Here is a 24,898-nt window from a genome sequence, read left to right on the forward strand (position 1 = left end):
TTAGTTTTCGCTTGAATCAGGATAAAATCGAATGTTTTTCAGTAAATAGTGGAGTTTGTTGATGACTTACTGTATCAGTAACAACAACATGGGCAGATCTTATCAGGCCAGAAAGGAGTGGTGGAGAGGGTTAATACTTTTCGTTGTGCTTTTAAAAAAGTGTCCATGTTTAAATAAAATCTTGCACAAATATAATAGAAAAATAATAATCTACTAATTTAGTAGTAATTATTTTGTGATTTAGTTTTAGACAAGGGTTCAAGAGGTTTTATTCCCGGTGCTGTGCTCATGTAACAGGATGTAAAATCGGATCAATTTTTGTTTTAGTTTACGATACGGTAACTTTATCCCCAGTTTAAAAATTTCATTGTAGACCATGCAGATACTTCGTCCCAAAATTGTTTTTTTATCCCTATTGTTTAACTTGCTGATGGTCGCCACGTTTGTAAAAGCGCAAAGTCCGTCTAACGGTTCCGCAGATACATCGGCAAAGACAATTCCGGATACTTTGTTGTTTAAAATACAGAAAGCACAGGCCGCCATTACAGAGGTGAATGCAGCCAATAAAAAAGGATATAATGTAGCGGGCCTAAGGGCTAATCTGAAAAGTATAGCGGACAATATCAAACCACTACAAGAAGACTTTAAAGCTTCAAAAGACCATATTGATACCAAGAGTCTGCAGAGTTACAGTCTGATGCTAAAGGATGCCCATGACCAGGTTGGGGTACTGAGAAATACCCTGATTAAATCCAATACAGATCTGCAACGGATGTCGCAGGAAGTGATTGACCTGAGTTCAGATTCTCTGCTTACGGTAACGGCAAAGGACGATGCAGAGAAAAAATTATATCAGGGGCAGCTGACCGAAATTAAATTGAAGTTACAGGATGCGGGAAAGCTTACAGGTGACAACCTGGATCGGGTAAGCCGACTACTTGCGGATGTTTCTGCTTTAGATTTGGTCATTAATGATTTACAAAGCCAGACCAATGATTTACTGATGCGTTCCGGACAAATGGCGTTTAGTAAGGAAGCTCCTTATTTATGGTCCGCGCCCTTGAGCGATGCCGGCAACCAGGGTATTGCCAAACTCATCAGTTCCGCTTTTCGTGGTCAGCAGCAGATTCTGGCTTACTTTATCAGTTCAACCTGGGATAAACGTATCCTAACCATCCTGTTTGCGGCCGCATTTTTTTTATGGGTACATGTTAATTTTAAGAAGTCGCTGAGAACACGTTATAAACGTAAACTTGGTGAACTTAAGTTCGAATATCTGCAGCTTTTTCCACTATTGGCCACAGTAATTGTACTGTTTAACATTACACCGCTTTTTGAGCCGGACGCACCATCTTTATACATTGAAATTGTTCAGTTTATGCTGCTAATGGCCATCAGCATACATTTGAAAAACACCTTGCCTGCCACTCAGCTGCGTTATTGGTGGTTAATCATTGGTTTATATACCGCGATGATTGTGATTAATGTCGTGGTTAAATCGGCTTTACCCTTGCGGTTTTGTTTGCTGGGTTTAAACGTGGTTTTCGTTTACATGGGGGTGTTGATGTACAAAAACGTGGCAATTCCGCAGTTTTCCCGCAGATATGTTAAGGGGGTATTGATGTTCTTTGTCATTTCGAATGGAATAGCTTTATTGCTGAATATCTTTGGCCGCGTCAGTCTGGCTAAGGTGTTTGGTACCACTGGGGTGATGGGACTGACACAAATGATCGGACTGGCTGTTTTTACGCAGATTATACTGGATGCCGTGGAACTGCAAATCAAGATCAGCTCCTGTGATCAGGGGATTTTCTCGAGGGTAAGTCCGACCAGAACCCGGGCTGCCGCAAAAAAAGCGCTATCTGTACTGGCCGTTATCATTTGGGTGATGGTATTTCTGATTAACCTCAGTTTAACTGCAGGGACCTTTTCTTTTCTGAATGCCATTTTAGACAAAACCAGGAGTTTTGGGAGCATTCATTTTACCCTGGGCAATCTGTTGTTCTTTTGTATTATTGTTTATGTGGCAAATCAATTGCAAAAACACGTACCCATCTTGTTTGGTGAAGGAAGTGTGAGTTATGACGGACAAGTGGAACATAAGAGTTCTAAAGTGGCCCTGATCAGACTGATCATCATTGTAATTGGTGTATTGTTGGCTGTGACAGCATCGGGTTTACCTATGGACAAGCTAACCGTGGTATTGGGTGCGTTGGGTGTAGGTATCGGGCTTGGGATGCAGAACATCGTCAATAATTTCGTTTCTGGCATCATCCTTATTTTCGAAAAACCATTCCGCATTGGTGATTTTGTAGAACTTGCAGATAAGAAAGGAAAAGTTAAAGATATTGGGATCCGGTCCAGTAAATTGCTGAGCCCCCAGGGTTCTGAGGTCATCATTCCGAATGGGGACCTCCTTTCCGGCAGGTTGGTAAACTGGACTTTGAGTCACGACTATGTGAAAACCGAATTGACTTTTAAGGTGGGGACAGATACAAATCTGGACATATTGTATAAATTGATAGGGGATGAACTGAAGAAAAGTAAACAGATCATGTCCAATTTACCTACCGAGATTTTGCTAAATAGTATCGCTGCCGGGGCTATTGAATTGAAAGTGATGGCCTGGGTCAATAATATTTATATAGAAGCCAGTTTCAAAAGTGATTTTATGTTCCGGCTGATCAAAAAATTAAATGAATTGGAAATAAAGGTATTGTAGTTTCTTTCATCTGGTTTTATGGGCACGTTTATTGCGAAGTCGCAATAAGATACTTCGATATGCAACATAAAATTTGTTTAAAAGCACTGAGCTTCGCTTTCTTGCTATTTCCTTTAGGCGTTCTTGCGCAAAACGCGGGAGACATATTACCTCAAAACAATGTGGTTTTAGATACAGCCAGGCAAACGGATTTGATTGATATTGGTAAATCGATCTTTCACATCCGACCTGGTAAAATCAGGGACCAGAAAGGAAAAAAAGTATTCTTTTCAATCCTTCCGATCGGTGGAACTGTACCCGGCGGGGCTGGCCGCGCCCTGATCACCAGTACTTCTGCAGCAATGTATTTAGGGCCAAAAAAGACCACCAATATCTCAACGGCCACATTTACCCCTTACTGGAATTTTGGCAGCCGTTTCGGTCTTCCGATACGGAGTAGCATCTGGTTGCCTGACAATACCTGGCTTATTCAGGGCGATACCAGGTTTTTAGTATACCCACAATATACCTGGGGATTGGGAACTTCAAGGCATGAACAAGAAAAAACTTTATTGGATTATAAATACATCCGGTTTTATCAAAATGCATTGAAACGCGTTAAACCTTATTTGTATGCCGGTTTTGGGTATAATCTGGACTATCATTTCAACATTAAACCTGAGGATGATAACGTAAACCTGGAACAATATACTGGCTACAAATATGGCACGGGTAGCAATTCATTCTCTTCTGGTATCAGTTTAAATGTGGTGTATGACACGCGTAACAATGAGATCAATCCAATGCCCGGCATGTATGGTAACCTGGTGTACCGTCTTAATCCGACCATTCTAGGAAGCAATAACAATTGGAGTTCCCTTTATTTGGATGTGAGGAAATACATAGCCATGAATCCTGAAAAACCCAATCAGCAAAATACACTGGCATTCTGGTCTTATTTCTGGACAGCCTTAAGCTCAAAAACTCCATATCTGGATTTACCAAGCGTAGGCTGGGATCCTTATAACCGTTCCGGGAGGGGCATTGATCAAAACCGGTACAGAGGCAGAAGTTTATTTTATCTGGAAAGTGAATATCGCAGGGACATTACGCGCAACGGTTTGCTGGGGTTCGTGGTCTTTACAAACGTGAATACGGTGAGCGGATCCGGATCTTTATTCAGTTCCTGGAGACCGGCAGCTGGTACCGGTCTGAGGATCAAGTTTAATAAGGGTTCTGGCACCAACATAGGTATCGATTATGCAGCCAGTAAAGGGTATAATAGTGTGATGTTCAATCTTGGTGAGGCATTTTAACAGCTAGATTACCAGGCGATGCCATAATCTTCACCATGGTTACTTGAACCACCCCAAAAACTTCCATGTTCCCAGTCGAAATAAATGGCATTGATTGGCCCGCTAGTACGTTCAGCAAAACTTAAGGAATAACCCATTTTCTTTAAGGCTTCTTTAGATGCTTCTGTAGTGCTGCGGTTTAACAAGAGCTGTCCAGGTTTGGGCATCCTGTCCTCCGTTTTTGTACCTCCCAGCGAAAGCCATAACTGATTGGTATTGAAATTGGGTGCTTCAGAAGCTTGTTGCACATTCATCCCAAATTCTGTCACATTTAAAAAAAACTGTAATAGGTTTTGGTCTTGTGTATCGCCTCCCTGTACTGCCGAAGCTAAAAACGGCTTGCCATCTTTCATTGCCAATGATGGGGATAAGGTCACTCTTGGTCTTTTACCGGGCGCAACTACATTAAAAGGATTCAACGCTGAATCCAATACAAAACTTTGCATGCGCTGGCTCATACCAATACCGGTGTTCCCCGCAATACAGGCCGGAAGCCAGCCGCCGCTAGGTGTAACCGATACGACCCAGCCTTCTTTATCTGCAGCTTCTATGGCGGTTGTTCCAAGCCATAGCCTTTCCTGGTAAAGATCATCAGGGGAACGGTTGAGGCCCAGGTCATGTTTAGGAGCAAAATTTCGTTTGGTGGTATCCAATTCATAACCCCTGGTTTTGAGCAAATTTAAGTATGGATTCGTTCTTCCTTCAAATGGATAGGGGTTGCCGGGACCAATTGCTGGATTGTTTTGTTCTGTTGTGATTAATTTAGCACGCTGCTTCGCATATTCCTTGCTCAATAAACCTTTGATTGGAGATTGTGGATCAAAAGCGGGATCGCCATAATAAAAGTCACGGTCTGCAAAGGAGAGGTTCATGGCCTGGTAAAGGGTGTGAATATATTTGGGTGTGTTATAACCCATACTTTTCAGGTCGAAGTTTTCCAGGATATTCAGGGCCTGGAGCAGTGCGGGCCCTTGCGTCCATTGCTGAAGTTTGTATACATCAATTCCTTTATAGTTCACGGTAAGTGGTTCTTCCGCTACTGGTTTCCATTTTGCCAGATCTTCCATGGTAATCAGACCACCCTGTTCCTTGCTGCCACGCACAAATTCTTCGGCAATATCACCCTTGTAAAACCGATCATATGCAGCCATTAAAGCCTGTTTTCTATTTTGCCCTTGTTTAATCGCTTTCTTTTCGGCTTCCACCATTTTTTGAAGCGTCAACAACAGATCTTTCTGAACAAAGATTTCTCCGGCTTCAGGTGCTTCCCTTTGTGCTCCCGGATGTGTAAGCAGTACATTTTTACTATAAGGCCATTGTTTGAGCTGTGCTTTGCTACGTTCTATGGTGTTTGCTGCCTGTGCTTCAATGGGATAACCCGCTGCCATTTCCATGGCTGGTGCAAGTATCTCTTCCAGGCTCATGGTTCCGTAGTTGAGCAGCATATAGATGAGTCCGCCAGGTGTACCAGGTGTTGTAGCTGCAAGCGGGCCATATTCTGGTGGGAAATTGTAACCTTTACTTTTAAAAAATGCAACGGTAGCACCTGTGGGCGCAACACCCATCGCATTAATTGCAATGACTTTCTTCGTTTTTGGATTGTAAATGAGGGCCTGCGTTTCGCCGCCCCAACTTAAAGTATCCCACATGGTGCAGGTTGCAGCTAACATACCACAAGCTGCATCAACAGCATTTCCGCCTTTTTGGAAGATCATAGCGCCTGCTGTGGCAGCTAAAGGTTTTCCTGTGATGGCTACCCAATTGCGGCCATGTAATACTGGCTTTTGAGTTTGCTGAGCTTGCACATTGCCGTTAACAATGACAACGATAAGCCATATCGTTAGTATACTTTTCATAGGGAATTATTTATTTCAAATACAAAATTCAGCTTGGGCTGTTCTCCATAGTAGGCCACCTGTTCTTCAGCTATTTTCGTTGCGCCCAATCGGCCAACGGCGATTTGTGAGCGAATATTTTCGGCCCCAACATGAAACTGTACCTTATCTACGTACTGGAAAATGTAGTCCATCATTAATTTTTTTACCGATGTATTGATTCCTGTGCCCCAAAATTGGGTGGCATAAAAAGTATAGCCAATCAAGATGGTTTTTTCCGCTTCAATATAATTATAAAAGCGGGTGCTGCCAGCGATTTTTCCGGTTGCCTTATCTATGATTTTAAAGGCACCCTGACTGGCTATGGCACCTTCAAAGAAGGATTGAAAAACTTCTTTTTTCCACCTGTCCTTATTGGGATGCTGCAACCATATTTTTTCATCAGAAGCCGTTTGATAGAGCGCTTCAAAATCACCTTCCTGCAATGGCAGCAAGGAGACTTTATCGTTTTCCAGTGGGGTTTGTATAGAGAAATTCATATCAATCATTAGGTTTACACAAATGTAATGTAAATTATTTCAGGTCCCAGAATCCGGCAACTCTTTCCAGTTCAATTAACGTTATGGCCAGACTGGCTTGTGCTTCATAAAAGCTTTGCTGGATCTCATTGTACGTCCGACGGGCATTCAGAACCTCCAGGAGGGCAATTTCCCCGCGTGTGTAACTGTATATTTTGGCCTCCAGAATTTGATTGGCTTCCTTTAATGGGCCATGCTGGTATTGCTGTACTCTCTTTTGTGCAGCAATGTAATTGAGATAAGCCTGTGTTACTTCCGATTGTATTTGCTGTAGGATGGCCTCATATTCAAGGTTGGCTTTGGAGATCCCAAATTGTGCCGATTTCAATTCGCCACGATAACGGTTTGAGAATTTTAAGGGTAAGCTAATGCCTACGTTAAAAGCTCGGTGATCAGGTGTAGGTGCTTCTTCATTGGTCGATGCACCATTAAACTGCAGACCAGTGTTGATTCCCAGATCGCTTACCCGATTGGCTTTAGCCAGGCTAAGTTCATTTTTCGCGACAGTTTTACCAATTAAAGCGAAAAGGGCATCGGCTCTGTGCTGCTGCGCTTCAGTTACCAGGGTATATAAATTTAAGGAGCGGTCTAAGTTTTTGAAATTCCCTTCCGGGATCAGTGATGAATCTGTTTTTTTTTGCCCGGCAAATACACTTAACCTTACTAGTGCAGCTTTTAAATCTGCTTCATACTGGTACATGCCATTTTCAAGGATGCTGGCTTCCAGTTTGGATTGCCTCGCATCAGTTTCGGTAATGACCCCCAGTTTGTAACGCATCGCATCTGCATTGGCAAGTTGCTCCATGAACTGATGAGAGCTTTGCTGCAATTGTAGCAAATTGCCTTTATGAATGGCTTCATAATATGCGATGGCTGCATCTGCCCTTAAATTTCGAAAATAGTCCTGTAGTGTCATTTGATGTTGTTCAAGCTCACTTTTAGCCAGTGCTATTCTTGCAGATCTTTTTCCGCCGAGTTCTATGGTTGTGGCAAGACCTACCGAAACTCCCTGACCCAGCTTTAACTTTGATTGCTGATTGTCAAATGCTCCGGCCGAAAATTCCGGATCCGGAAAAATCCGCGCAGTCTCCATTCCAGCTTCGGCTATGTTTACATTGTATTTTTCAGCGGCATAGCCCAGGTTTTCCTGACCAACAAGATGAAGGTATTGGGAAATAGATAAGTGCTGTGCCCTGGATTGAAAGGTCATGCCGATGATAAGGGTCATGAATAGGATCGTACTGTTGAGTTTCATGGGATTCTTTTTAGTGGTCTGAGTGGTTGGGGCTGAAATCATTTTTACCCCATTTTTTTTCCATTAAATAATATAATGCAGGCAAGATGAATAAGGTGATTGCTGTGGCCACAAACAGACCATAGACAATTACTGTTGCCAGGGGGCGCTGTACGTCTGAGCCAATGCCAGTCGCAAGCGATGCCGGTAAGAGCCCTAGTGCTGCGACAGTTGCTGTCATCAATACCGGGCGAAAGCGATGTCTGGTACCCTCTATGATTGCCTTGAGTAGCGCATATCCTGATTTTCGGAGATTGTTGATGTGTGAAATGAGAATCACCCCATTTTGAATGGCTACGCCAAATAAGGCGATGAACCCTACTGCTGAGGATACATTTAGTGTCATTCCCCGGATATTGAGGGCCAGCATTCCGCCGAATAGGGCCAGGGGTACGGTACTTAAAATTAACGAGGCTTGCCTGAATTCTCCAAATGCACCGTACAGCAGTAAAAACATGATGGCCAAGGCCAATGGTATAACAACGGCCAGTTTCGCATATGCCCTGTTTTGATTTTCAAATTGTCCGCCCCATTCCATGTGGTATTTTTCTGTATCAAATCTGACCTGGCTTTTGATTTTGGACTGGGCCTCACTTAGAAAGGTACCAAGTGCAACACCTCGTAAATTTAATCTCACAGTGAGCTGTCTGCGGTTCATTTCCCTGGAGATCGAACTTTCACCCAGGTCGGTCTTCACTTCGGCTATTTGTGACAGTGGAATCTGTGCGCCGCTTGAAGATGTCAATAAGAGGTTCGCAATTTTTTCAGGAGTGTCCCTGCTTTCAGTCCGGTAGCGGCAAATTACATCGTAAACCTTATCTCCCGTAAAGATCTGCGAAATGGACTTTCCGCCGATAGCCACTTCAACCAAATCTGTGACATCATTCATATTTAAGCCATATCTGGCTACAGCTCCCCGGTTAACCCGGATTTGTAATTGTGGCAATGGAGGTTCCTGATCTATAGCCAGGTCTACCGCGCCCTTTACCGTTTTCAAGGTACGTACGACATCTTCTGCAATCCTTCTGGTTTCTTTAAAATCATCGCCGAAAATTTTTACGACCAACTCACTATGTGCTCCGGCTATTTTATCCATTACACCATCTATCATTGGTTGTGTAAAAGCTACAGTGTAACCGGGCATTTGCTCATATTGCTGAGAAAGTTCAGCAATCAGGTCCGCCTTTGTTTTGCCTGAAGTCCATTCCCGATAAGGCTTTAAACCGATCGAGACCTCAAAATGGGATGGCGTAAAATAATCGGTGCCGTCGTCATTTCTGCCGGCTTGTACATTCACATAGGTAATTTCCGGATGCTTTATACTGGCCAACCGTAGTTCATTGCTCATTGCCCTGGACTTTTCCAGCGTTATGCCCGGGGGAAGCGATACCTGCAGCCAGATTGATCCTTCATCCAATGGAGGGAGAAAATCTTTGCCTACAGTGACCGACAACGCAATTGCAGATGCAAAGACCAATCCCAATGGCAGAAAGATGCGTTTCGGTTTTTTTAATAGGTTTTGAATGCGTTCTCCATACCAGGAAGTTAGGTTCTCCAACCATTTGTTGTGGTAAATCTTACTTGGTTTTCTATAAATGGTGTACGCCAGTCCTGGAATCAGCAACAGGGCTACTGCGAGGGCACCAATAAGCGCATAGCCCACCGTAAAAGCCATTGGTGTAAACAGCTTTTTCTCTACGCGTTCGAAAGAAAATAGAGGGAGGTAGGCTGTAATAATGATGATTGTTGAAAATAAAATAGGCTTGGCTACGCTTAATGCGCTTTTGCCAATGGCCTGTTCCTCCATGACTTCATCAGGCGCTGCTTCACGCCTTTTCAATATCGTTTCCAGCATCACGATGGCACCATCTACAATAATTCCAAAATCAATGGCGCCCAGCGAAAGCAGGTTGGCCGGGATATTCGTAAAATGCATCAGGATAAATGCGATCAGCAAAGAGATTGGAATGGTAATGGCAACCAGTAAGGCCCCACGCCAACTACCCAGGAAAACAATCAGAACAACAATAACCAGTGCCATCCCTTCCAAAAGGGTGTGCGATACGGTCTGTAAAGTGTTGTCTATGAGGTTTGTCCGGTCAAGATAAGGCCTTATAGTAACGCCTTCGGGTAATCCTCCCTGGTTAAGTGATGCTACAGCCTGGTGGATACCTTCCAAAACCTTGGAGGGGTTTTGTCCTTTAAGCATCACGACAATACCCGCAATCCCATCATCGTAATTTACTTCCCGGTCGGTATACCCAATGCTGCCTTTTCGTTCTAGCGTGCCATACTTCAATTCGCCTAAATCTTTAAGCAGAACGGGCACTCCACGGGCGGATTTGACCACAATATCACCAAGTTTTTCCAGATCTTTTACGAGTCCTATTCCGCGTACTACATAAGCCTGATCGCCGCGATTGAGTATACTTCCTCCTGCATTGGCATTGTTGTTTTGTATAGCCGTTTGCACCTCAGCAATGGATACCTGAAATTGGGCCAATTTTTTTGGGTCTATTTCAACCTGATATTGCGTAGTAATACCACCAAAATTGCTGACATCTGCTACGCCCTGAACTTGTTTTATTCTTGGGATAATGGTCCAATTTTGTAAGTCGGTGAGCGCTCTAAGGTCGTGGTTGCTGCTTTCAATAATATACCGGTATATTTCTCCGGTTGGAGAAGTCAGCGGGTCGAGCCCGGGAACCGCTCCGAAAGGGAGGTTGATAGCCGTTAGTCGTTCCTGGATCCTTTGCCTCGCCCAATAGTCATCAACGCCATCGTCAAAAACCATGGTGATGAGTGAGAGTCCGAACAGACTACGACTACGCATGACATGCATGCCAGGTAAACCGTTTAAGGTCCGTTCGATTGGGATGGAGATTTGTTGTTCCACTTCTTCAGCTGCGAGACCGGGCACTTGCGTAACCACCTGAGAGGTGACGTCAGCGATATCAGGATAAGCTTCAATAGCAAGTTGCTTCCAGGAGTAATAACCAAATACAGCGATCAGGATAAATAATGCAGCGAAAATCCACCGCTTTCTGATTGTGGTAAAAATGATTTGTTTCATAAATGTTTGATTTGCGTATAATTACCTGGCTTCCAATAGGTAGAAGCCGCCTTCGGATATAATCTTTTCTCCTGCTTTCAGGCCAGACCTCACGATAACACTACTGCCTGATGTAGCACCAGTCTCAATCTTTCGCTTTTCATACTTGCCGTCGCTGCGCACTACAAATACAAAATTTGCTTCGTTCATCTGCAAAAGGGATTTTAAAGGAATCATGACCACATTACCCGGGGCATCCATAAAATTCACTGTTGCATACATGCCGGGTTTTAGTTTGTTATCTGGATTTGAACATTCGATATAAACCTGTAAACTTCGGGTTTCTTCGTTTACCAGTTCATCGATGTGATAGATCTTACCTTTAATTTTTTCATCAGGCCATGCCTGCACCTCAATTTCACAGGCATCTTTTTCATGAAGATGGTGGATGTCTTTTTCTTTAACCTGTCCTACAATCCATACTTTAGATAGATTTGCAATGGTAGCGATGCTGGAAGCATCATCTTTGATGAACTGACCGGTAACCACTTTATTCTCGATCACAGTACCGCTGATTGGTGAGCGAACAACCAGTGGCTGACCCAGCACCAGGTGATCTGGATCCACTTTGAATATTTTAATTCCAATCACTGCATTTTCGTATTCTTTGCGTTCTATATCGTAACTGGTCTGTGCTTCTTCCAGGTCTTTTTCTGTGCCTATGCCGTGGCTCATCAGATCCTGCTGTCTCTTTAAAATTCGCTTTGCCTGTTGCATCTGAAGTTTTTGCTGAAAGAATATTTTTTGTGCAGAAATGAAATCCGGAGCATTGATTTCAAATAGTGCCGTCTCTGGATTGGTATTCATGCCCAGTTTCAGATGGCTTTTTGTGACGCGGCCAGGAAAGGGTGGAGCAACTTCAGCATACTGTGTTGGTATTGCTTTTATCATTCCTGATGTGGAGATCTGCGAGCTGTAAGCGCTTACAGTGACGATGCTTTCCTTTAATTTTGTTTTTAACGGAGATTGAGATGGTACGGTGATGATATCGCCTTGCACACTAAGGCTAGCTGCTTCTTCCTCATTTGCCTTTTGTTTGCAGGAGCACAGGTTAAATCCAATCACCATTAAGGTGGTGCAGGCCAGGTAATACCTGGCATTATTTACTATTGTCATATGATGCTATTTGTTTTTTTGATGAGGCAACTGTTAAAGCCATTGATTGAATTTTTTAATGTATTGTGTTTTGATGTATTGGGTAAGCAGACAGTAGCTCGCCAGGATCCCGATTAACCAAGGGAAGTAGCTTAATGGCAGGGGTTCCATTTTTAAGGCTGCTGCAAAAGGTGAAAAAGGAATGCAGATGCCGATGAGCATAATTAATGAGGTTAAGGCTACGACGGGTGAGGTTGCCCAGCTTTGTATGAAAGGAATTTTACGGGTACGGATCATGTGTACAATGAGGGTTTGAGATAATAGCCCTTCAATGAACCAGCCGCTTTGGAAGAGGTGCTGGTGCTGCGGGCTATTGGCTTTAAATACAAAGAACATCAATGCAAACGTGGCATAATCAAAAATAGAGCTGATCGGACCGATATAAAGCATGAATTTTCTGATGCCTGATGCATCCCATTTTTTGGGTTCCTGGAGGAAATCTTCGTCCATACGATCCCAAGGAATGGAAATCTGGGAAACATCGTATAACAGATTTTGGATCAGGATCTGTACAGGAAGCATAGGTAGGAAAGGTAAAAATGCACTGGCCCCCAACATGCTGAACATGTTTCCAAAATTGCTGCTGGCTGTCATTTTAATGTATTTAATGATGTTGCCAAAAGTTCTTCTGCCATAGATTACCCCTTTTCTAAGCACCAGGAGATCTTTTTCCAGTAAAATGATATCCGCACTTTCCTTGGCTATGTCCACAGCGGTATCTACGCTGATGCCAACATCTGCATCCCGTAAAGCTGGGGCGTCGTTAATGCCATCACCCATAAAACCAACGATATGGCCATTTGTCTGTAATAATTTGACGATCCTTGATTTCTGTGCCGGACTAAGTTTTGCCAGAATGGACGTTTCAGCAACTTGCTCCTTCAGTTCATGGTCTGACATTTTTTCAATTTCATTGCCTAACAGGATTTTACTAAAGGGTATCCCCACATCCCGGCAGATTTTTTTGGTGACAATTTCGTTATCGCCGGTCAGCACTTTAATGCTGATACCTAACTTTTGTAAAGCCTCAATGGCCACTTTTGCTGATGATTTTGCGGGATCCAGGAAAGCAATAAATCCAGTAAGGATCATATGGCTCTCATCTGTTACAGTATAATTTAAAGCACGGTCGTCAAATTCACGGATGGCGACCAGCAATACCCGAAGTCCTTCGGCATTTAGTTTACCCGATGTTTTCAGGATCAGATTGCGCATGGACTCATCTATGGGAATAACTTTGTCTGATTCGATGTGTAGCTGTTTATCTTCTCCGGGATCGAAAGCATGCGTACACAGATTCAGCATTTCTTCTACGGCTCCTTTGCAAATCAATAAATGTTTACGATTGCGTTGTTTGAGAATAACCGACATCCTGCGCCTTTGAAAGTCGAAGGGGATTTCGTCAATCTTCAAAAAGCTTTCTTCTACCTTAAGGTAGTCGTGTAGTTCTACGTGTTCTAGTACAGCAACATCCAGTAAGTTTTTGAGTCCGGTTTGATGAAAACTATTGAGGTATGCCCATTTCAATACCTCTTCGTCATCTTCTCCAAAAATGTTCAGATGCCGCTCCAGAACGATTCTATCCATCGTTAGGGTACCTGTTTTGTCTGTACATAGGATATCCATCGCGCCAATGTTTTGTATGGCATTGAGTCTTTTGATGATCACTTTATGTTTACTCATGTTAACTGCTCCCTTGGCCAGGTTGGCGGTAACAATCATGGGTAACATTTCAGGTGTCAGACCGACAGCAACTGCGATGGCAAAAAGTAAGGCATCCCACCAGTTTCCTTTAGAAAAACCATTGATCAAAAAAATCAGCGGAACCATGATCAACATAAAGCTGATGAGCAGGTAGCTTACTTTATTGACACCTTTGTCGAAATTGGTTTCTGCTCTTTTTCCTACAATGCCCTTGCTTAATGAACCAAAATAGGTCTGATTGCCGGTGTTAACTACCATAGCGTTTGCGTAGCCGCTTACCACATTCGTGCCCATAAAGCAAATGTTGTTGAGCTCAAGTATGGATTGATCTTCGGCCTGGCGTATAGGGAGATTTTGTTTTTCCACTGGTAAGGATTCACCGGTAAGCATAGACTGGCTGACAAATAAGTCTTTAGAGTTTACAATTCGGCAATCTGCAGGGATCATGTCTCCTGCCGACAGTACAATGAGGTCTCCGGGAACTAATTTTTTAATATCCAGTTCTTTTCTACCTGTTGTTTTTCTGATCACGGTTGCAGTCGTTCTGACCATGCTTTTCAATTTTTCTGCGGCCGCATTGCTGCGATATTCCTGGAAAAAACGCAATAGGGAGCTAACCAATACCATGATGCCTACCATAACGACCGTCTTATAATCTTTTTCACCTGGTTCGGCAAGCCAAACATCAAGCACATATGATATGGTGGCAATGACCAGTAAAATACCTATGAATGGATTGATGAAGGCCTGAAACAATTGTCTAATCCAGGCTGGTGCTTGCTCGTGCTGAACTTCGTTCAAACCGAAACGGCTTAAACGTTCTTTAGACTGGGCAGCTGATAAGCCATTTTCGCCGCTGTCGAGCATGGCAAAATAGTAGTCCTGATCTGCCCGTGATACATTTTGAAGTTTTGTAGTGGCAGCTTCTTCTGTGTGTTTTTCTTTTATGCGTGTCATAGCATTTTTCTATTATGGGTATTCTGTTGGTTTATAAATCATTTTCATCTCCGGCTTTATTCCAGCTTACTTCTGAAACATGCTGCTCTATGGTCAGGCGACCTGCGATCTTTTCCATGATGGCATCTTCATTGGCATTTGCAAAGATTTCAGCAGTAATGATGGCCATGGTTGCATCACCGTCATCGGTACTCTTTAAAGAGCGTAAGATGAGTTTGTTGTCGTTTCCGGTAAACTGGAGCAGCAATACCCTAATGTGATTCTCTACATCTTGTCTGCATTTGATGATCAGAATATAAGGAAGGGGAGTGTGCGGGTTTTTTAATGGAAGTCTGCTCAATACAGCACCGACAGGGCGCATGGCAAGGTGGGTAAGGAGTACAAATGCACTCACAACGCCAGCTTCAGTAAGGAAGCCGAGGCCACAAGCTGCGCCAACGGCAGCAGAGCACCACAAAGTAGCGGCGGTGTTTAAGCCCCTTACATTCAATCCATCTTTCATGATCACCCCGGCGCCAAGAAAACCTATCCCACTTACGACATAAGAAATGACCCGTCCGGAAGCATCACCGCCAACCTTTACACCAAGGGTGACGAACATACATGCGCCAAGGCAAACCAACATATTGGTCCGCAATCCGGCCATGCGTTGCCGCCATTGGCGTTCTGTACCTATGGCCGCGCCTAAAAGAAAAGCAATGGTAAGTCGGAGTGTAAATTCAAGTAATGTCATAAAACTTTTTTTATGCCTGCTACAGGCATAAAAAAAGTTTTATGCAGCGCAGCTGGCGATTAGATAAATAGTTGTTGCTGTTAAATGGGGGCCTGAGTCCATATACTGTTTTTTATTGTGCTGCAAATGTAAAGCAAGCCTTTTAGAAAGGCCATTAGAGGAGAAACAGAAATTCATTAGAAATTTATTAGAAGGAGCGGGATGAATTTATCTGTGCGGAATACAGATTGTAAATGTGCTGCCTTCATTGACAATAGAATTGATTTGAATCGAACCGCGGTGCATGGTGATGATCTTTTGTGTCAAGGACAATCCGATCCCGTTTCCGTTGATAAAATCTTTATTCTTGCCTCTGTAAAATGCGGTAAAGACTTTTAGAAGGTCTTCCTGGGCTATACCTATGCCCTGATCTTTAAAATTCAGGATCATTTGATGCCTGTCAAAATTGATGCTCACCACACATTGATGATCTTCAGAGAACTTACAGGCATTTTCCATTAGATTGATAAAAGCAACTTTAAGCAGGTATTCATTGCCTTTTATGGAAACATCTTCATCATTGTCAATTTCACGTTCGAAAAGAACATTTACCCGGTATTCTTCGTTTATTTTCAATACGGCTTCCCTGGCATCCATCAACAATTCGTCAGCCCTTACAGATTTCATACCCACAGCACTTTGGTCATAGCTGGCTTTAGCAAGATCGAGTAAACCGTTTGACAATCTCACCAAACGCTGGGCATCGTTTAGAGAAAGTCTGATCACTTCGCGATATTCCGAAGGGCTTCGTTCTTTAATTAAAGCCAATTGCAATTCTCCGACAATGGTGGCTAAAGGCGTACGAAGTTCATGAGAGATGTTGCTGACAAAATTCTTTTGCCCGTCAAACGACTGTTCCAGTCTGTCCAGCATGTCATTAAAAGTATTGGCCAGTTCTCCGATTTCATCTTTTTGATTTTTAACCTGAACGCGTTTGTACAAATTTGTAGCTGTAATTTCAGCTACTTTGTCTACAATTTCTGTTACCGGATTCAGTGCCTTTCCAACAAAATAATAGCCGCAAAAGATGGTCAGGCTAATGATGATGATCAGCGCGATGATTAAAGTGTACTTTAGTTCGGCTAAACGGTTGAGTCCATATTTGTCCCTGGCTGCGGCTGTGATGACATAGATTTTTCCATGATGCTGATATAATAAACCGACCACCTGCAGTGTTTGCTGATCGAAAGCGATTTCACGTTGGCGGATGATTTGGTTAATCATTTCGCGGGTTTCTTTGACTTTGTCAATCTGAACTGCATCATGATAGCGCAGGTTAAATGAGGTGTCATAAATGGCTACTTCTTCTTCAAACAGGGAGTTTGCGGAGTTTTTATAAATGAGTTGCAGCACCGGGGCGGGAACTTTTCCATCAAACAACAGGTTCGCCTTGGTAATGGCTTCTCTTTTTAAATGTTCATAGTATTGGTTTTTCCTGGTTTTTGCAGAATATATATAAATGAATACTGCAAAAGCCATTAACAGACTACCAAATAATGTTAAAAATAAGAGGAGAAGTTTAACCCGTATTTTCATCCTTCTTTAAATATAAAACCCATACCTGGTTTGGTGTGGATGAGTTTGACCGGATAATTGCGATCTATTTTTTTTCTCAGGTAATTGATGTAAACATCAATGAAATTCGTACCAGAATCAAAAGTATCCCAAACTTTTTCAGCAATTTCAGTTCTAGATAAAACCCTTTCCGGATTAGCCATCATATATTCCAGCAAACGGAACTCTTTTGGCGTCAGATCAATTGGTTCCTCATTGCGTTTAACCAATTTCGTTTCCAGATTCATCTCCAGATTAGCAAAACGCAAAATAAAGCCCTGGTTAAACGTGTTGGTCAGGTTTCGGTTTCTACTGATCAATGCACGGATCCGTACGTGCAGTTCCCTGAAATCAAAAGGCTTAACCAGGTAGTCATCAGCGCCGGCATCAAATCCATCCACTTTGTCGTCTGTCGTACCCAATGCAGTTAACATAATGATCGGGATGTTTGGTAAAGTTAAACGAATCTGCCTGCACAGATCGATGCCATTGATTTTAGGTAGAATCAGATCCATTAGAATCAAATCAAAAACTTTACCTAAGGCCAGCCTTTTACCCATCTCTCCATCGTAAGCTAATGTAACCTGAAAACCAAGTTCCTGAAGTCCTTTCTGGATCAATTCTGCTACTCTTTGTTCATCTTCTATGACCAGTATTTGCATAAGGCTGTATTTAGAATTACAAAGTTGACAATTATTTCCATTATAGTTAGCCGATTGTATTTTTATGGGATAAACTGTTTGATGAAAAATATTTGTTCATTTTTATTCAGTGTTTCTTTAACAAAAGTAAAATGATATATTTGGATGAATGCATCTCCATTGTCTACAAGAAGAAGAGAAAATTATTGCGTTGATCAGAAAAAAAGATCCGCATGGTATGAAAATGCTTTATAATGGCATTTCCGGACCTGTTTATGGCATCATGCTGAGGTTTGCGAATGGCAATGAAAAGCTTGCCAATAGGCTATTATCGGCTACCTTTAAAAAAATTGAGCAGGAAATTTATACATTTAGACCTGAAAAAGGATCTTTTTTTTGCTGGATACTGAATACTTCCAGGTGTTTGGCACAAGATCATATCTTTGAATATCCAAATACTGCTGATGGTAAGAATAATAAATGTATTTTTGATTTAATGATTAACAAAGGTGTCTCCATAGATGACGCAGCTGCTCTGCTCCAGGTAAGCAGAATGGAATGCGCGGCAATGCTTAGGAAAAAACTTCAGAATTTAAGCTCCCCCCGACTGTGAAATTGGAATCTTATATAGAAAGTGGAATATTGGAATTGTATGCGTTGGATCTGCTGGAAGAGGAGGAACGCCTGACTGTGCAGGAAATGTTTATTTTGCATCCTGAACTTAGGCAGGAGTTACAAAACATAGAAAATACGCTAGAAACTTATGCCAAAAGTAAGGCCGTTGAACCCAGTTCGGGCTTAAGGTCAAAAATCGAACAAGCCATATCCGGTATACCTGCTCAGGCTAAAAATGAATCTAAAGAATTGCTTGTCAGTGAAGATTCAGATTTAGAACAATGGTTAAAGCTGGTGGAACAAAGGTTTCCTGAAGCATTAGTTGCGGATAATTTTTGTGAAGTATGGCTGGAAGCTGAGGGATTAAAACAAGTATTGGTCGTGTCTTCTTTTGACATTGAAGATGAAACGCATGACGATGTCTATGAAAGTTTCTTTATCCTCAAGGGCCGGTGTAAGTGTACAGTGGGGCCGGAATCGTTTTATCGCGAGGCAGGAGCTTATATTGGCATCCCGCTAAATGAACACCACCAAGTGGAGGTGATTGATGCACCGGTGATGGCTATTGTTCAGTATGTTTCTGTTTAAATATTAATTTAGTGTAAACACAAAATCTGCCTCATCTGAATTGCCAACGTAAAATTTAAGTTTAGCAACAGGGGATTTGATAATCGGTGCAGTGGCTGAGATCAAATCTGAGAACTGCAACTGCAGCAAATCCATATCTGTATCTTCGGGTACCCTGATCAGCAAATCGCCACCACTGGAACGTATTTTCCAATCTTTGAATTCGGGGTTCTGCTGCAGCATCCTTTTCCATTCTTGTTGATATTTACTCATTGCATGTCTAATTTAATTGAAATACTACAGGTCCCGTACAACCTCAACGTTTTTCTGCTTTGTTAACGTGGCTCCGGCACTTGCAATTACAACCAGTACTACGGCGAGCCATTGTGGTACAGAGAGGTATTCCTGTAAAAAGATCAACCCCGACAACGCTGCTGCCGCAGGTTCCAGGCTCATCAATACGCTAAAAGTTTTTGCCGGAAGTTTGCGTAGCGCATTAATTTCTAAAGTAAAAGGAATGGCACTAGATAGTAAGGCTAGGGCAAAACCAGCCAGCAACATGGCTGGTTTAAGATTGATAAAAAGTCCGTCAGCAATGGCAAATGGCAATACGAGGGCCGATGCGAAAATCATACCTAAACTTACTGCTTGACCGCCATCCATAATTTTTGAAATCCGACCACCCATTACAATGTATCCTGCCCAAAAACCACCCGCGGCCAAGGCGAGCAATACACCGATAAGGTCCAGGCCATTATCACTCCATGGGGCAATTAAGACAATTCCAACTGCGGCCAGTAAGATCCATATGAAATCTAAAAAACGTTTAGAGCCAGCCAGGGCAAGTACCAATGGACCAATAAATTCAAGCGTTACCCCTAAACCCAATGGAATTCTTGCCAATGCCATATAAAAAATAAGGTTCATAGCACCCAAGGTTAATCCATATAAAGCCACATATTTCCATTGTTTCAAACTCAGGTTTTTTATTTTTGGCCGATTAAATAAAATGAGGATAAATGCAGATAATACGATTCTTAGCGAAGCTGTAGCAGCCGCACCAAGAACAGGGAAAATACCTTTTGCAATGGCTGCACCACCTTGTACACTAATGATGGACAAAAGGACAGCAGGTACCGGGGGGATATTTAATTCTTTTTTGTTTTTCATTTCCTGAGATTTGCAAAGTTAGTTAATTACAGCGCTCGTTTTTTATTAATCTTCTTATCCTACATCAATGCAGATGCATACTTATACGCGTAAATTTGATTTATAAAAAAAAGGAGAAATATGGAATTAGGAATAGGCATGTTTGGCGATCTGTCATTTGATCCGCAAACTGGAAAACCACGTCATGCAGGTTTAAAACTGCAGGAAATTCTGGAACAGATCAAATTGGCTGATGAAGTTGGACTGGATGTTTTTGGTTTGGGAGAACATCACCGCCCGGATTACGCGGTGTCTGCTCCCGAAATTGTACTGGCGGCGGCAGCAAGCATCACTAAAAATATAAAACTGATGAGTACCGTAACTGTGTTGAGCTCTGCTGAGCCAGTAAAGGTTTATCAGGACTTTTCAACCATCGATTTGATTTCCAATGGTCGCGCAGAAATAGGTGTGGGACGTGGAAGTTTTATTGAATCATTTCCCTTATTTGGTTACAATTTAAAGGATTATAATGAGCTCTTTGAAGAAAAACTTGATTTATTACTCAACATCAATAACAATGAAGTGGTCAACTGGTCTGGAAAGTTGCGTGCGCCAGTGGTTAATCAAATGATATTACCCCGGGCAAGCAATGCAGGCCACTTGCCGATCTGGATTGCGGTAGGAGGAACACCTGAATCGGTATTACGTGCTGCTAAGTTGGGCCTTCCGCTGATTGTAGCCATTATAGGTGGAATGCCTAAACAGTTTCAACCCTTGATCGAATTCTACAAATCGGAATATGTTAAAGCGGGACATGATGTAGCAAAAATGCAAATTGGTATTCATTCGCATAGTTTTTTAAGTGATGCTGAAGCTACTATCGACCAGTATTATGATAACTATGCAGCTCAAATGAATCGGATTGGCGCAAGCAGGGGCTGGCAACCTTATACAAAAGCGCAATATGATGGTGGACGTTCTAAAGATGGTGCGCTGTTTATCGGTTCTGCTGAACAAGTGACGGATAAAATCCTTTACATGCATGAATTGTTTGGTATTACCAGATTTATCGGCCATATGGATGTTGGTGATCCCAATCATAACGATATGATGAAAGCTATTGAACTGTTTGGGACAAAGGTAGCGCCAGAAGTTCGTAAGGCCCTTCGGTAGGACTTAGCCAGCAAACAAAAAGCCGATCCGTTAAACAGGATCGGCTTTTTGTTTGTAGTGGTCTAAATCAATGTGAACAAAGTTCAAATGAAGTTTTAGCCTTTTCTTCTCCGTTTACAATAATTGACAAGTCGTGTGAGCCAGTGTAGAATGTCCTGGTAGTAATCAGTATGAACTTTTGCTTTCTGTGTACTTTTATGGTCGTTTTCTCCGGATACCCCTTCTCGCTGATTTTGAATACTTTTTTTGACAACTGCCCATTTTGTTTGCGGTAATATATGGCATATTCCAACCGTATTTTTTGTTCGCGGTCCTGTTTGTTGCTCAGGTTAAAATTGAATTCCAGGTTCTCGCCAATTTTTACATAAGGATTAACAACTTCCAGATTATTCACCTCAATGGCGTCACTTTCCAGCTGGTAATATTTTAATATTTCAGGATCGCCTTGTTTCAATAAGGTTCTGGAACCATGTTTAATGATGGCATCTGTTTCTTTGCCAATTCCAGTCCACTGTTTTGCCAGATCCAGAACAATTTGAGGATGGTCCTTTGCAATATCATTGAGATTGTTGGCTACACTGCGACGTACCCATTCTGAAGGGTCGTTCTTTAGCTTTTCAAGAATTGGTATGACAAGAAATGCATCTTTTTTTAGTGCGGGTACCGCCATAGCCCAGGGCAGACGTGGTCTGCTGCCTTCGCTTGCTAAACGGCGCACTTTATAGTTTGGATGCATAGCCCATAATGCCATCTGTCGCAGCATCGGCTCTGTGTACTTGAGTAGAAATGGTCTGACCGCAAATTCACAGCTTACAAATTGCGTGATGAATTCTAAAGCATCGATGGAGGTTTCGTAATTTTCAAGGCCGTAGCTTTCGATGTAATCTGGCAGAAACATATAGGCAAGTCCGTCTTCTGCATTACCCCGTTCTCGAAATAATCCTATAGCTTGCTTTAACAGTTGCACGGTTTCAACGTAATCTTCAGGAAGAAATTGATGAAGTACAGTAGCTGTATGCCGCATGCGTTCCTTGAGTTCCTTTTGCTCAAAATCCGGACTAAAAATGTCATTGGAAAATTTGCGTTCATTGAAATTCGGAAGTATTGACGAAAATACACTGGATATTTCGCTATAGAACTGCGCTGAATAAATGTTTTTTAATAGGCTGGCCATAAAATTTATCGGGGTTATGACGCAAATTTAGTTTCTCCACTGACAACAGTATGTCAGCAGAGAAACTAAATTTATTCCATAGAAAATAAACCAAATGGATTTCCTTCAGTGTCTACACAGATCGCGCAAAATCCGAATTCCCCAATTGAAAATTTACTTTGATTGATACGGCCACCTGCAGCAATTACACGATTTTCCTGAATGCTGCAGTCCTTACAAGGGAAATATACCATGGTGTTTACACAAGCGCCGTCCCCCTCTTTTGTCCCACCCATTTCAATTAAAGCGCCAGATACGCCCTGGTTTTCCGGGGAAGAAAAGAATGACATTTTCATATCTGCAGGTGCGTCTCCCGGGCCGCAGGTATCTCTAAATTCAGTCCCCAAAACTTCATGGTAGAATTTTTTTGCCCGATCCATGTCCTTTACATAGATTTCAAACCAGCAAATTACATTTTCATTCATAGTGGTAATGTTTAAATTGTTTTGTCCTGATCAAATTTACGATGAAAAACTTTTGAGCTTACCAGCAAATGCGACAGATAAACGGGGGAATTGCGGCATGTATTTTATTTAGAAGGCAGATTAATCTTCAATCTCAATCCAAACCGGTCCGTGGTCACTGCTTTTCTCCCAGCCGCGGACATGCCGGTCTACCCCGGCAGTAAGAAGCCGCTTGTCTAATTCCGGACTGAGCAAAAAGTGATCAATACGTAAACCAGCATCTCTTGCATAGGCATTTCTAAAATAATCCCAGAAAGTGTATATTTTCTCGCCAGGGTGTAATTTACGTAAGGCATCTGTCCATCCCTGTCCAACGAGGTTATGAAATGCCTGCCGGGTTTCTGGTCTGAACAAAGCATCATTTACCCAGCGTTCTGGTTTGTAAACGTCTAGTTCTGTTGGCATCACATTGTAATCTCCAACCAGTACAACCGGTATTTTGCGTGCCAGAAGACTTTTGGCATGTGTAGTTAAACGCTCAAACCAGGCCAGTTTATAATCAAATTTAGGGCCTGGCGATGGGTTTCCATTGGGTAAGTACAGGCAGCCGACAACAATGCCGTTGATAAATGCTTCTATATAGCGACTGTGTAAGTCCTCCTCATCTCCCGGCAAGCCTCTCCTGGTTTCTTTGATTTCAAGGTTTTTGGCCAGAATTGCTACGCCATTCCAGCTTTTCTGGCCATGCCATATGGCCTTATATCCTGCATCTTTAATGGCTTGTTCTGGAAATTTTTCTTGGGGTGCTTTCAATTCCTGCAGGCAAACGACATCGGGGCTGGTTTCTTCCAGCCACCTTAAAAGTACGGGCAGTCGTCCGTTAACTCCATTTACATTGTAAGTTGCAATCTTCATAAGAATGAGGGTATTGTTGTTGATCATAACAATTTATAAAAACACATGTTTGTATAGTTGTACGATTAAATGAAGATAGCTTAATGTATTGAAAGATCAATAAATTCAATTTCAATGCTTAAATTAGTAAGACTAGTTCCTGTGATCTTTAATTTTATACTTATGTCAGCAACAACTTTATATCCTAATGATGCATTGAAGTCGGAAATTCTTAAAGCAGCAGGCAATTCTCAGCTGCTATTTGATTTGCAGCCTAAAGCTTATGATTTGCTCTTGCAAAAATTTAAGCAAGAGGCCCTTAGCAACGATCCATTAACGAAACTTGGGGAGATTTGTAAAACTTATCTGGATTTTGGACTTACCAACCCCGAGACCTATAAATTGATGTTTATTCCCATCTTGGATGACAGTAATGCCCAAGTGAAGTTGCATGGCGAAACAGATACCAGGGTGTATAAATATTTTATGGACTGTCTGGAAACTTGTATACGAAGGGAGCTGACTCATTTTAAGCGTGCAGAAATAGGCGCTTTACAAATCTGGTCAATGATGCATGGACTGGTTTCTCTGAATATCCAGTCCAGAATCAGTGTTATCGGTATAAAAAGGGAATCTTTATCAGATACTTTGAATAAGACTGTTCAGGATTTTTTGAAAACAATTAAACGATAGTGTGCGGATTGGCATAGCCTTTGCAATAGGAATGTTACATTAATCATCTATCATGGAACTATCATGAGGCTGTACTCATCATAGTTGTTTGTATAGCTTATGATGGTTTCATGGAATAAAAAAAAACATATCTATGAAAACTATTGTAAAAATGTTAAGTATGTTCCTGATCGTTGGAACGGTTATGACTTCATGTAAAAAGGATAAAGATCCTGCAACTACCGACTTCTTTGTAGGTACCTACAAAGGAGATGTTTCGTATGCCAAAAGCGGACAGACGATTACCAGTTCAGATGGTAAAGTTACGGTGAGTAAAGTTGGCAATACCTATGACTTTTACTTTGGAAATAATATTCCGGATATTAAAGGCGTAGAGTTTGAAAAACAGGGCGATAATACCTATGTGAGTATTGGTTCTGGTTTGACTGGGATCAAGATTGATGCAAGTTCTCTAACTATGTTGGTGTCAAGGGACGGAGCCACCTGGACAGCAAATTGTAAAAGATAGTTCTTGCTTAAAAAAACTGAAAAA

General features: G+C 42.1%; 21 protein-coding genes. 7 read left to right on the plus strand and 14 right to left on the minus strand.

Features of this window, described 5'->3' with window-relative positions; all coding sequences use genetic code 11:
* The first annotated feature begins 376 nt into the window (after window positions 1-376).
* Complete coding sequence (locus IM797_RS16090; protein WP_228098900.1) at window positions 377-2,722, plus strand: mechanosensitive ion channel family protein; 2,346 nt, start codon at window positions 377-379, stop codon at window positions 2,720-2,722.
* 59 nt (window positions 2,723-2,781) lie between these two features.
* Window positions 2,782-4,017, plus strand: a complete 1,236-nt coding sequence (locus IM797_RS16095; RefSeq protein ID WP_194128174.1) for a BamA/TamA family outer membrane protein — start codon at window positions 2,782-2,784, stop codon at window positions 4,015-4,017.
* An 8-nt stretch (window positions 4,018-4,025) separates the two neighbouring features.
* Here the strand turns inward: IM797_RS16095 and IM797_RS16100 are convergent, their stop codons facing one another.
* From IM797_RS16100 to IM797_RS16140, 9 genes are all read right to left on the minus strand, one after another.
* Window positions 4,026-5,912 carry a gamma-glutamyltransferase family protein gene (locus IM797_RS16100; RefSeq protein WP_194128175.1) on the minus strand — a complete coding sequence of 629 codons (1,887 nt, stop codon included), beginning with the start codon at window positions 5,910-5,912 and terminating at the stop codon, window positions 4,026-4,028.
* Window positions 5,909-6,430 carry a GNAT family N-acetyltransferase gene (locus IM797_RS16105; RefSeq protein WP_194128176.1) on the minus strand — a complete coding sequence of 174 codons (522 nt, stop codon included), beginning with the start codon at window positions 6,428-6,430 and terminating at the stop codon, window positions 5,909-5,911. Before IM797_RS16105 ends, IM797_RS16100 begins: the two co-directional genes overlap by 4 nt.
* Before the next feature lie 34 nt (window positions 6,431-6,464).
* Window positions 6,465-7,766, minus strand: coding sequence for a TolC family protein (locus tag IM797_RS16110; RefSeq protein WP_228098901.1), 1,302 nt, complete (start codon window positions 7,764-7,766; stop codon window positions 6,465-6,467).
* Window positions 7,735-10,836 carry an efflux RND transporter permease subunit gene (locus tag IM797_RS16115; RefSeq protein WP_194128178.1) on the minus strand — a complete coding sequence of 1,034 codons (3,102 nt, stop codon included), beginning with the start codon at window positions 10,834-10,836 and terminating at the stop codon, window positions 7,735-7,737. Before IM797_RS16115 ends, IM797_RS16110 begins: the two co-directional genes overlap by 32 nt.
* 21 nt (window positions 10,837-10,857) lie before the next feature.
* Window positions 10,858-11,991: an efflux RND transporter periplasmic adaptor subunit gene (locus IM797_RS16120; RefSeq protein ID WP_194128179.1), complete on the minus strand. Its 1,134-nt coding sequence runs from the start codon at window positions 11,989-11,991 to the stop codon at window positions 10,858-10,860.
* A 33-nt stretch (window positions 11,992-12,024) separates the two neighbouring features.
* A complete protein-coding gene (mgtA, locus tag IM797_RS16125; RefSeq protein ID WP_194128180.1) occupies window positions 12,025-14,691 on the minus strand; it encodes a magnesium-translocating P-type ATPase in 2,667 nt (888 codons plus the stop codon).
* A 31-nt stretch (window positions 14,692-14,722) separates the two neighbouring features.
* Window positions 14,723-15,424, minus strand: coding sequence for an MgtC/SapB family protein (locus IM797_RS16130; RefSeq protein ID WP_194128181.1), 702 nt, complete (start codon window positions 15,422-15,424; stop codon window positions 14,723-14,725).
* A 207-nt stretch (window positions 15,425-15,631) separates the two neighbouring features.
* Window positions 15,632-16,999, minus strand: a complete 1,368-nt coding sequence (locus tag IM797_RS16135; RefSeq protein ID WP_194128182.1) for a HAMP domain-containing sensor histidine kinase — start codon at window positions 16,997-16,999, stop codon at window positions 15,632-15,634.
* Entirely contained in the window at window positions 16,996-17,679 is a 684-nt protein-coding gene (locus IM797_RS16140) for a response regulator transcription factor (RefSeq protein ID WP_194128183.1), read from the minus strand. Before IM797_RS16140 ends, IM797_RS16135 begins: the two co-directional genes overlap by 4 nt.
* A gap of 190 nt (window positions 17,680-17,869) precedes the next feature.
* On the opposite strand from IM797_RS16140, the gene IM797_RS16145 reads away from it, so the two are divergent.
* Window positions 17,870-18,271 (plus strand): hypothetical protein, encoded by a 402-nt coding sequence (locus IM797_RS16145; protein WP_194128184.1) that lies wholly within the window; start codon window positions 17,870-17,872, stop codon window positions 18,269-18,271.
* Window positions 18,268-18,861, plus strand: coding sequence for a hypothetical protein (locus IM797_RS16150; RefSeq protein WP_194128185.1), 594 nt, complete (start codon window positions 18,268-18,270; stop codon window positions 18,859-18,861). Before IM797_RS16145 ends, IM797_RS16150 begins: the two co-directional genes overlap by 4 nt.
* A 3-nt stretch (window positions 18,862-18,864) precedes the next feature.
* On the opposite strand, the gene IM797_RS16155 is transcribed toward IM797_RS16150, so the two are convergent.
* The gene (locus IM797_RS16155) at window positions 18,865-19,113 is read right to left on the minus strand and encodes a hypothetical protein (RefSeq protein WP_194128186.1); all 249 of its coding nucleotides are present in this window, start codon (window positions 19,111-19,113) and stop codon (window positions 18,865-18,867) included.
* A 24-nt stretch (window positions 19,114-19,137) separates the two neighbouring features.
* Window positions 19,138-20,010 (minus strand): DMT family transporter, encoded by an 873-nt coding sequence (locus IM797_RS16160; protein ID WP_194128187.1) that lies wholly within the window; start codon window positions 20,008-20,010, stop codon window positions 19,138-19,140.
* A gap of 120 nt (window positions 20,011-20,130) precedes the next feature.
* Here IM797_RS16160 and IM797_RS16165 point away from each other — a divergent pair, with 120 nt between their 5' ends.
* Window positions 20,131-21,162, plus strand: coding sequence for an Atu2307/SP_0267 family LLM class monooxygenase (locus tag IM797_RS16165; protein ID WP_194128188.1), 1,032 nt, complete (start codon window positions 20,131-20,133; stop codon window positions 21,160-21,162).
* Between the two features lie 67 nt (window positions 21,163-21,229).
* Here the strand turns inward: IM797_RS16165 and IM797_RS16170 are convergent, their stop codons facing one another.
* From IM797_RS16170 to xth, 3 genes are all read right to left on the minus strand, one after another.
* The gene (locus tag IM797_RS16170) at window positions 21,230-22,336 is read right to left on the minus strand and encodes a DNA alkylation repair protein (RefSeq protein ID WP_194128189.1); all 1,107 of its coding nucleotides are present in this window, start codon (window positions 22,334-22,336) and stop codon (window positions 21,230-21,232) included.
* Window positions 22,337-22,407: 71 nt separating this feature from the next.
* Window positions 22,408-22,800, minus strand: coding sequence for a VOC family protein (locus tag IM797_RS16175; RefSeq protein WP_194128190.1), 393 nt, complete (start codon window positions 22,798-22,800; stop codon window positions 22,408-22,410).
* A 120-nt stretch (window positions 22,801-22,920) separates the two neighbouring features.
* Window positions 22,921-23,694, minus strand: coding sequence for an exodeoxyribonuclease III (xth, locus tag IM797_RS16180; protein ID WP_194128191.1), 774 nt, complete (start codon window positions 23,692-23,694; stop codon window positions 22,921-22,923).
* 162 nt (window positions 23,695-23,856) lie between these two features.
* On the opposite strand from xth, the gene IM797_RS16185 reads away from it, so the two are divergent.
* Together IM797_RS16185 and IM797_RS16190 are read left to right on the plus strand one after the other, a co-directional pair.
* A complete protein-coding gene (locus IM797_RS16185) occupies window positions 23,857-24,366 on the plus strand; it encodes a TetR-like C-terminal domain-containing protein (protein ID WP_194128192.1) in 510 nt (169 codons plus the stop codon).
* Window positions 24,367-24,499: 133 nt separating this feature from the next.
* Window positions 24,500-24,874, plus strand: a complete 375-nt coding sequence (locus IM797_RS16190; protein WP_194128193.1) for a hypothetical protein — start codon at window positions 24,500-24,502, stop codon at window positions 24,872-24,874.
* The last annotated feature ends 24 nt before the right edge of the window (window positions 24,875-24,898 follow it).

The sequence above is a fragment of the Pedobacter sp. MC2016-24 genome (genome assembly GCF_015223055.1).
GTDB lineage: Bacteria > Bacteroidota > Bacteroidia > Sphingobacteriales > Sphingobacteriaceae > Pedobacter.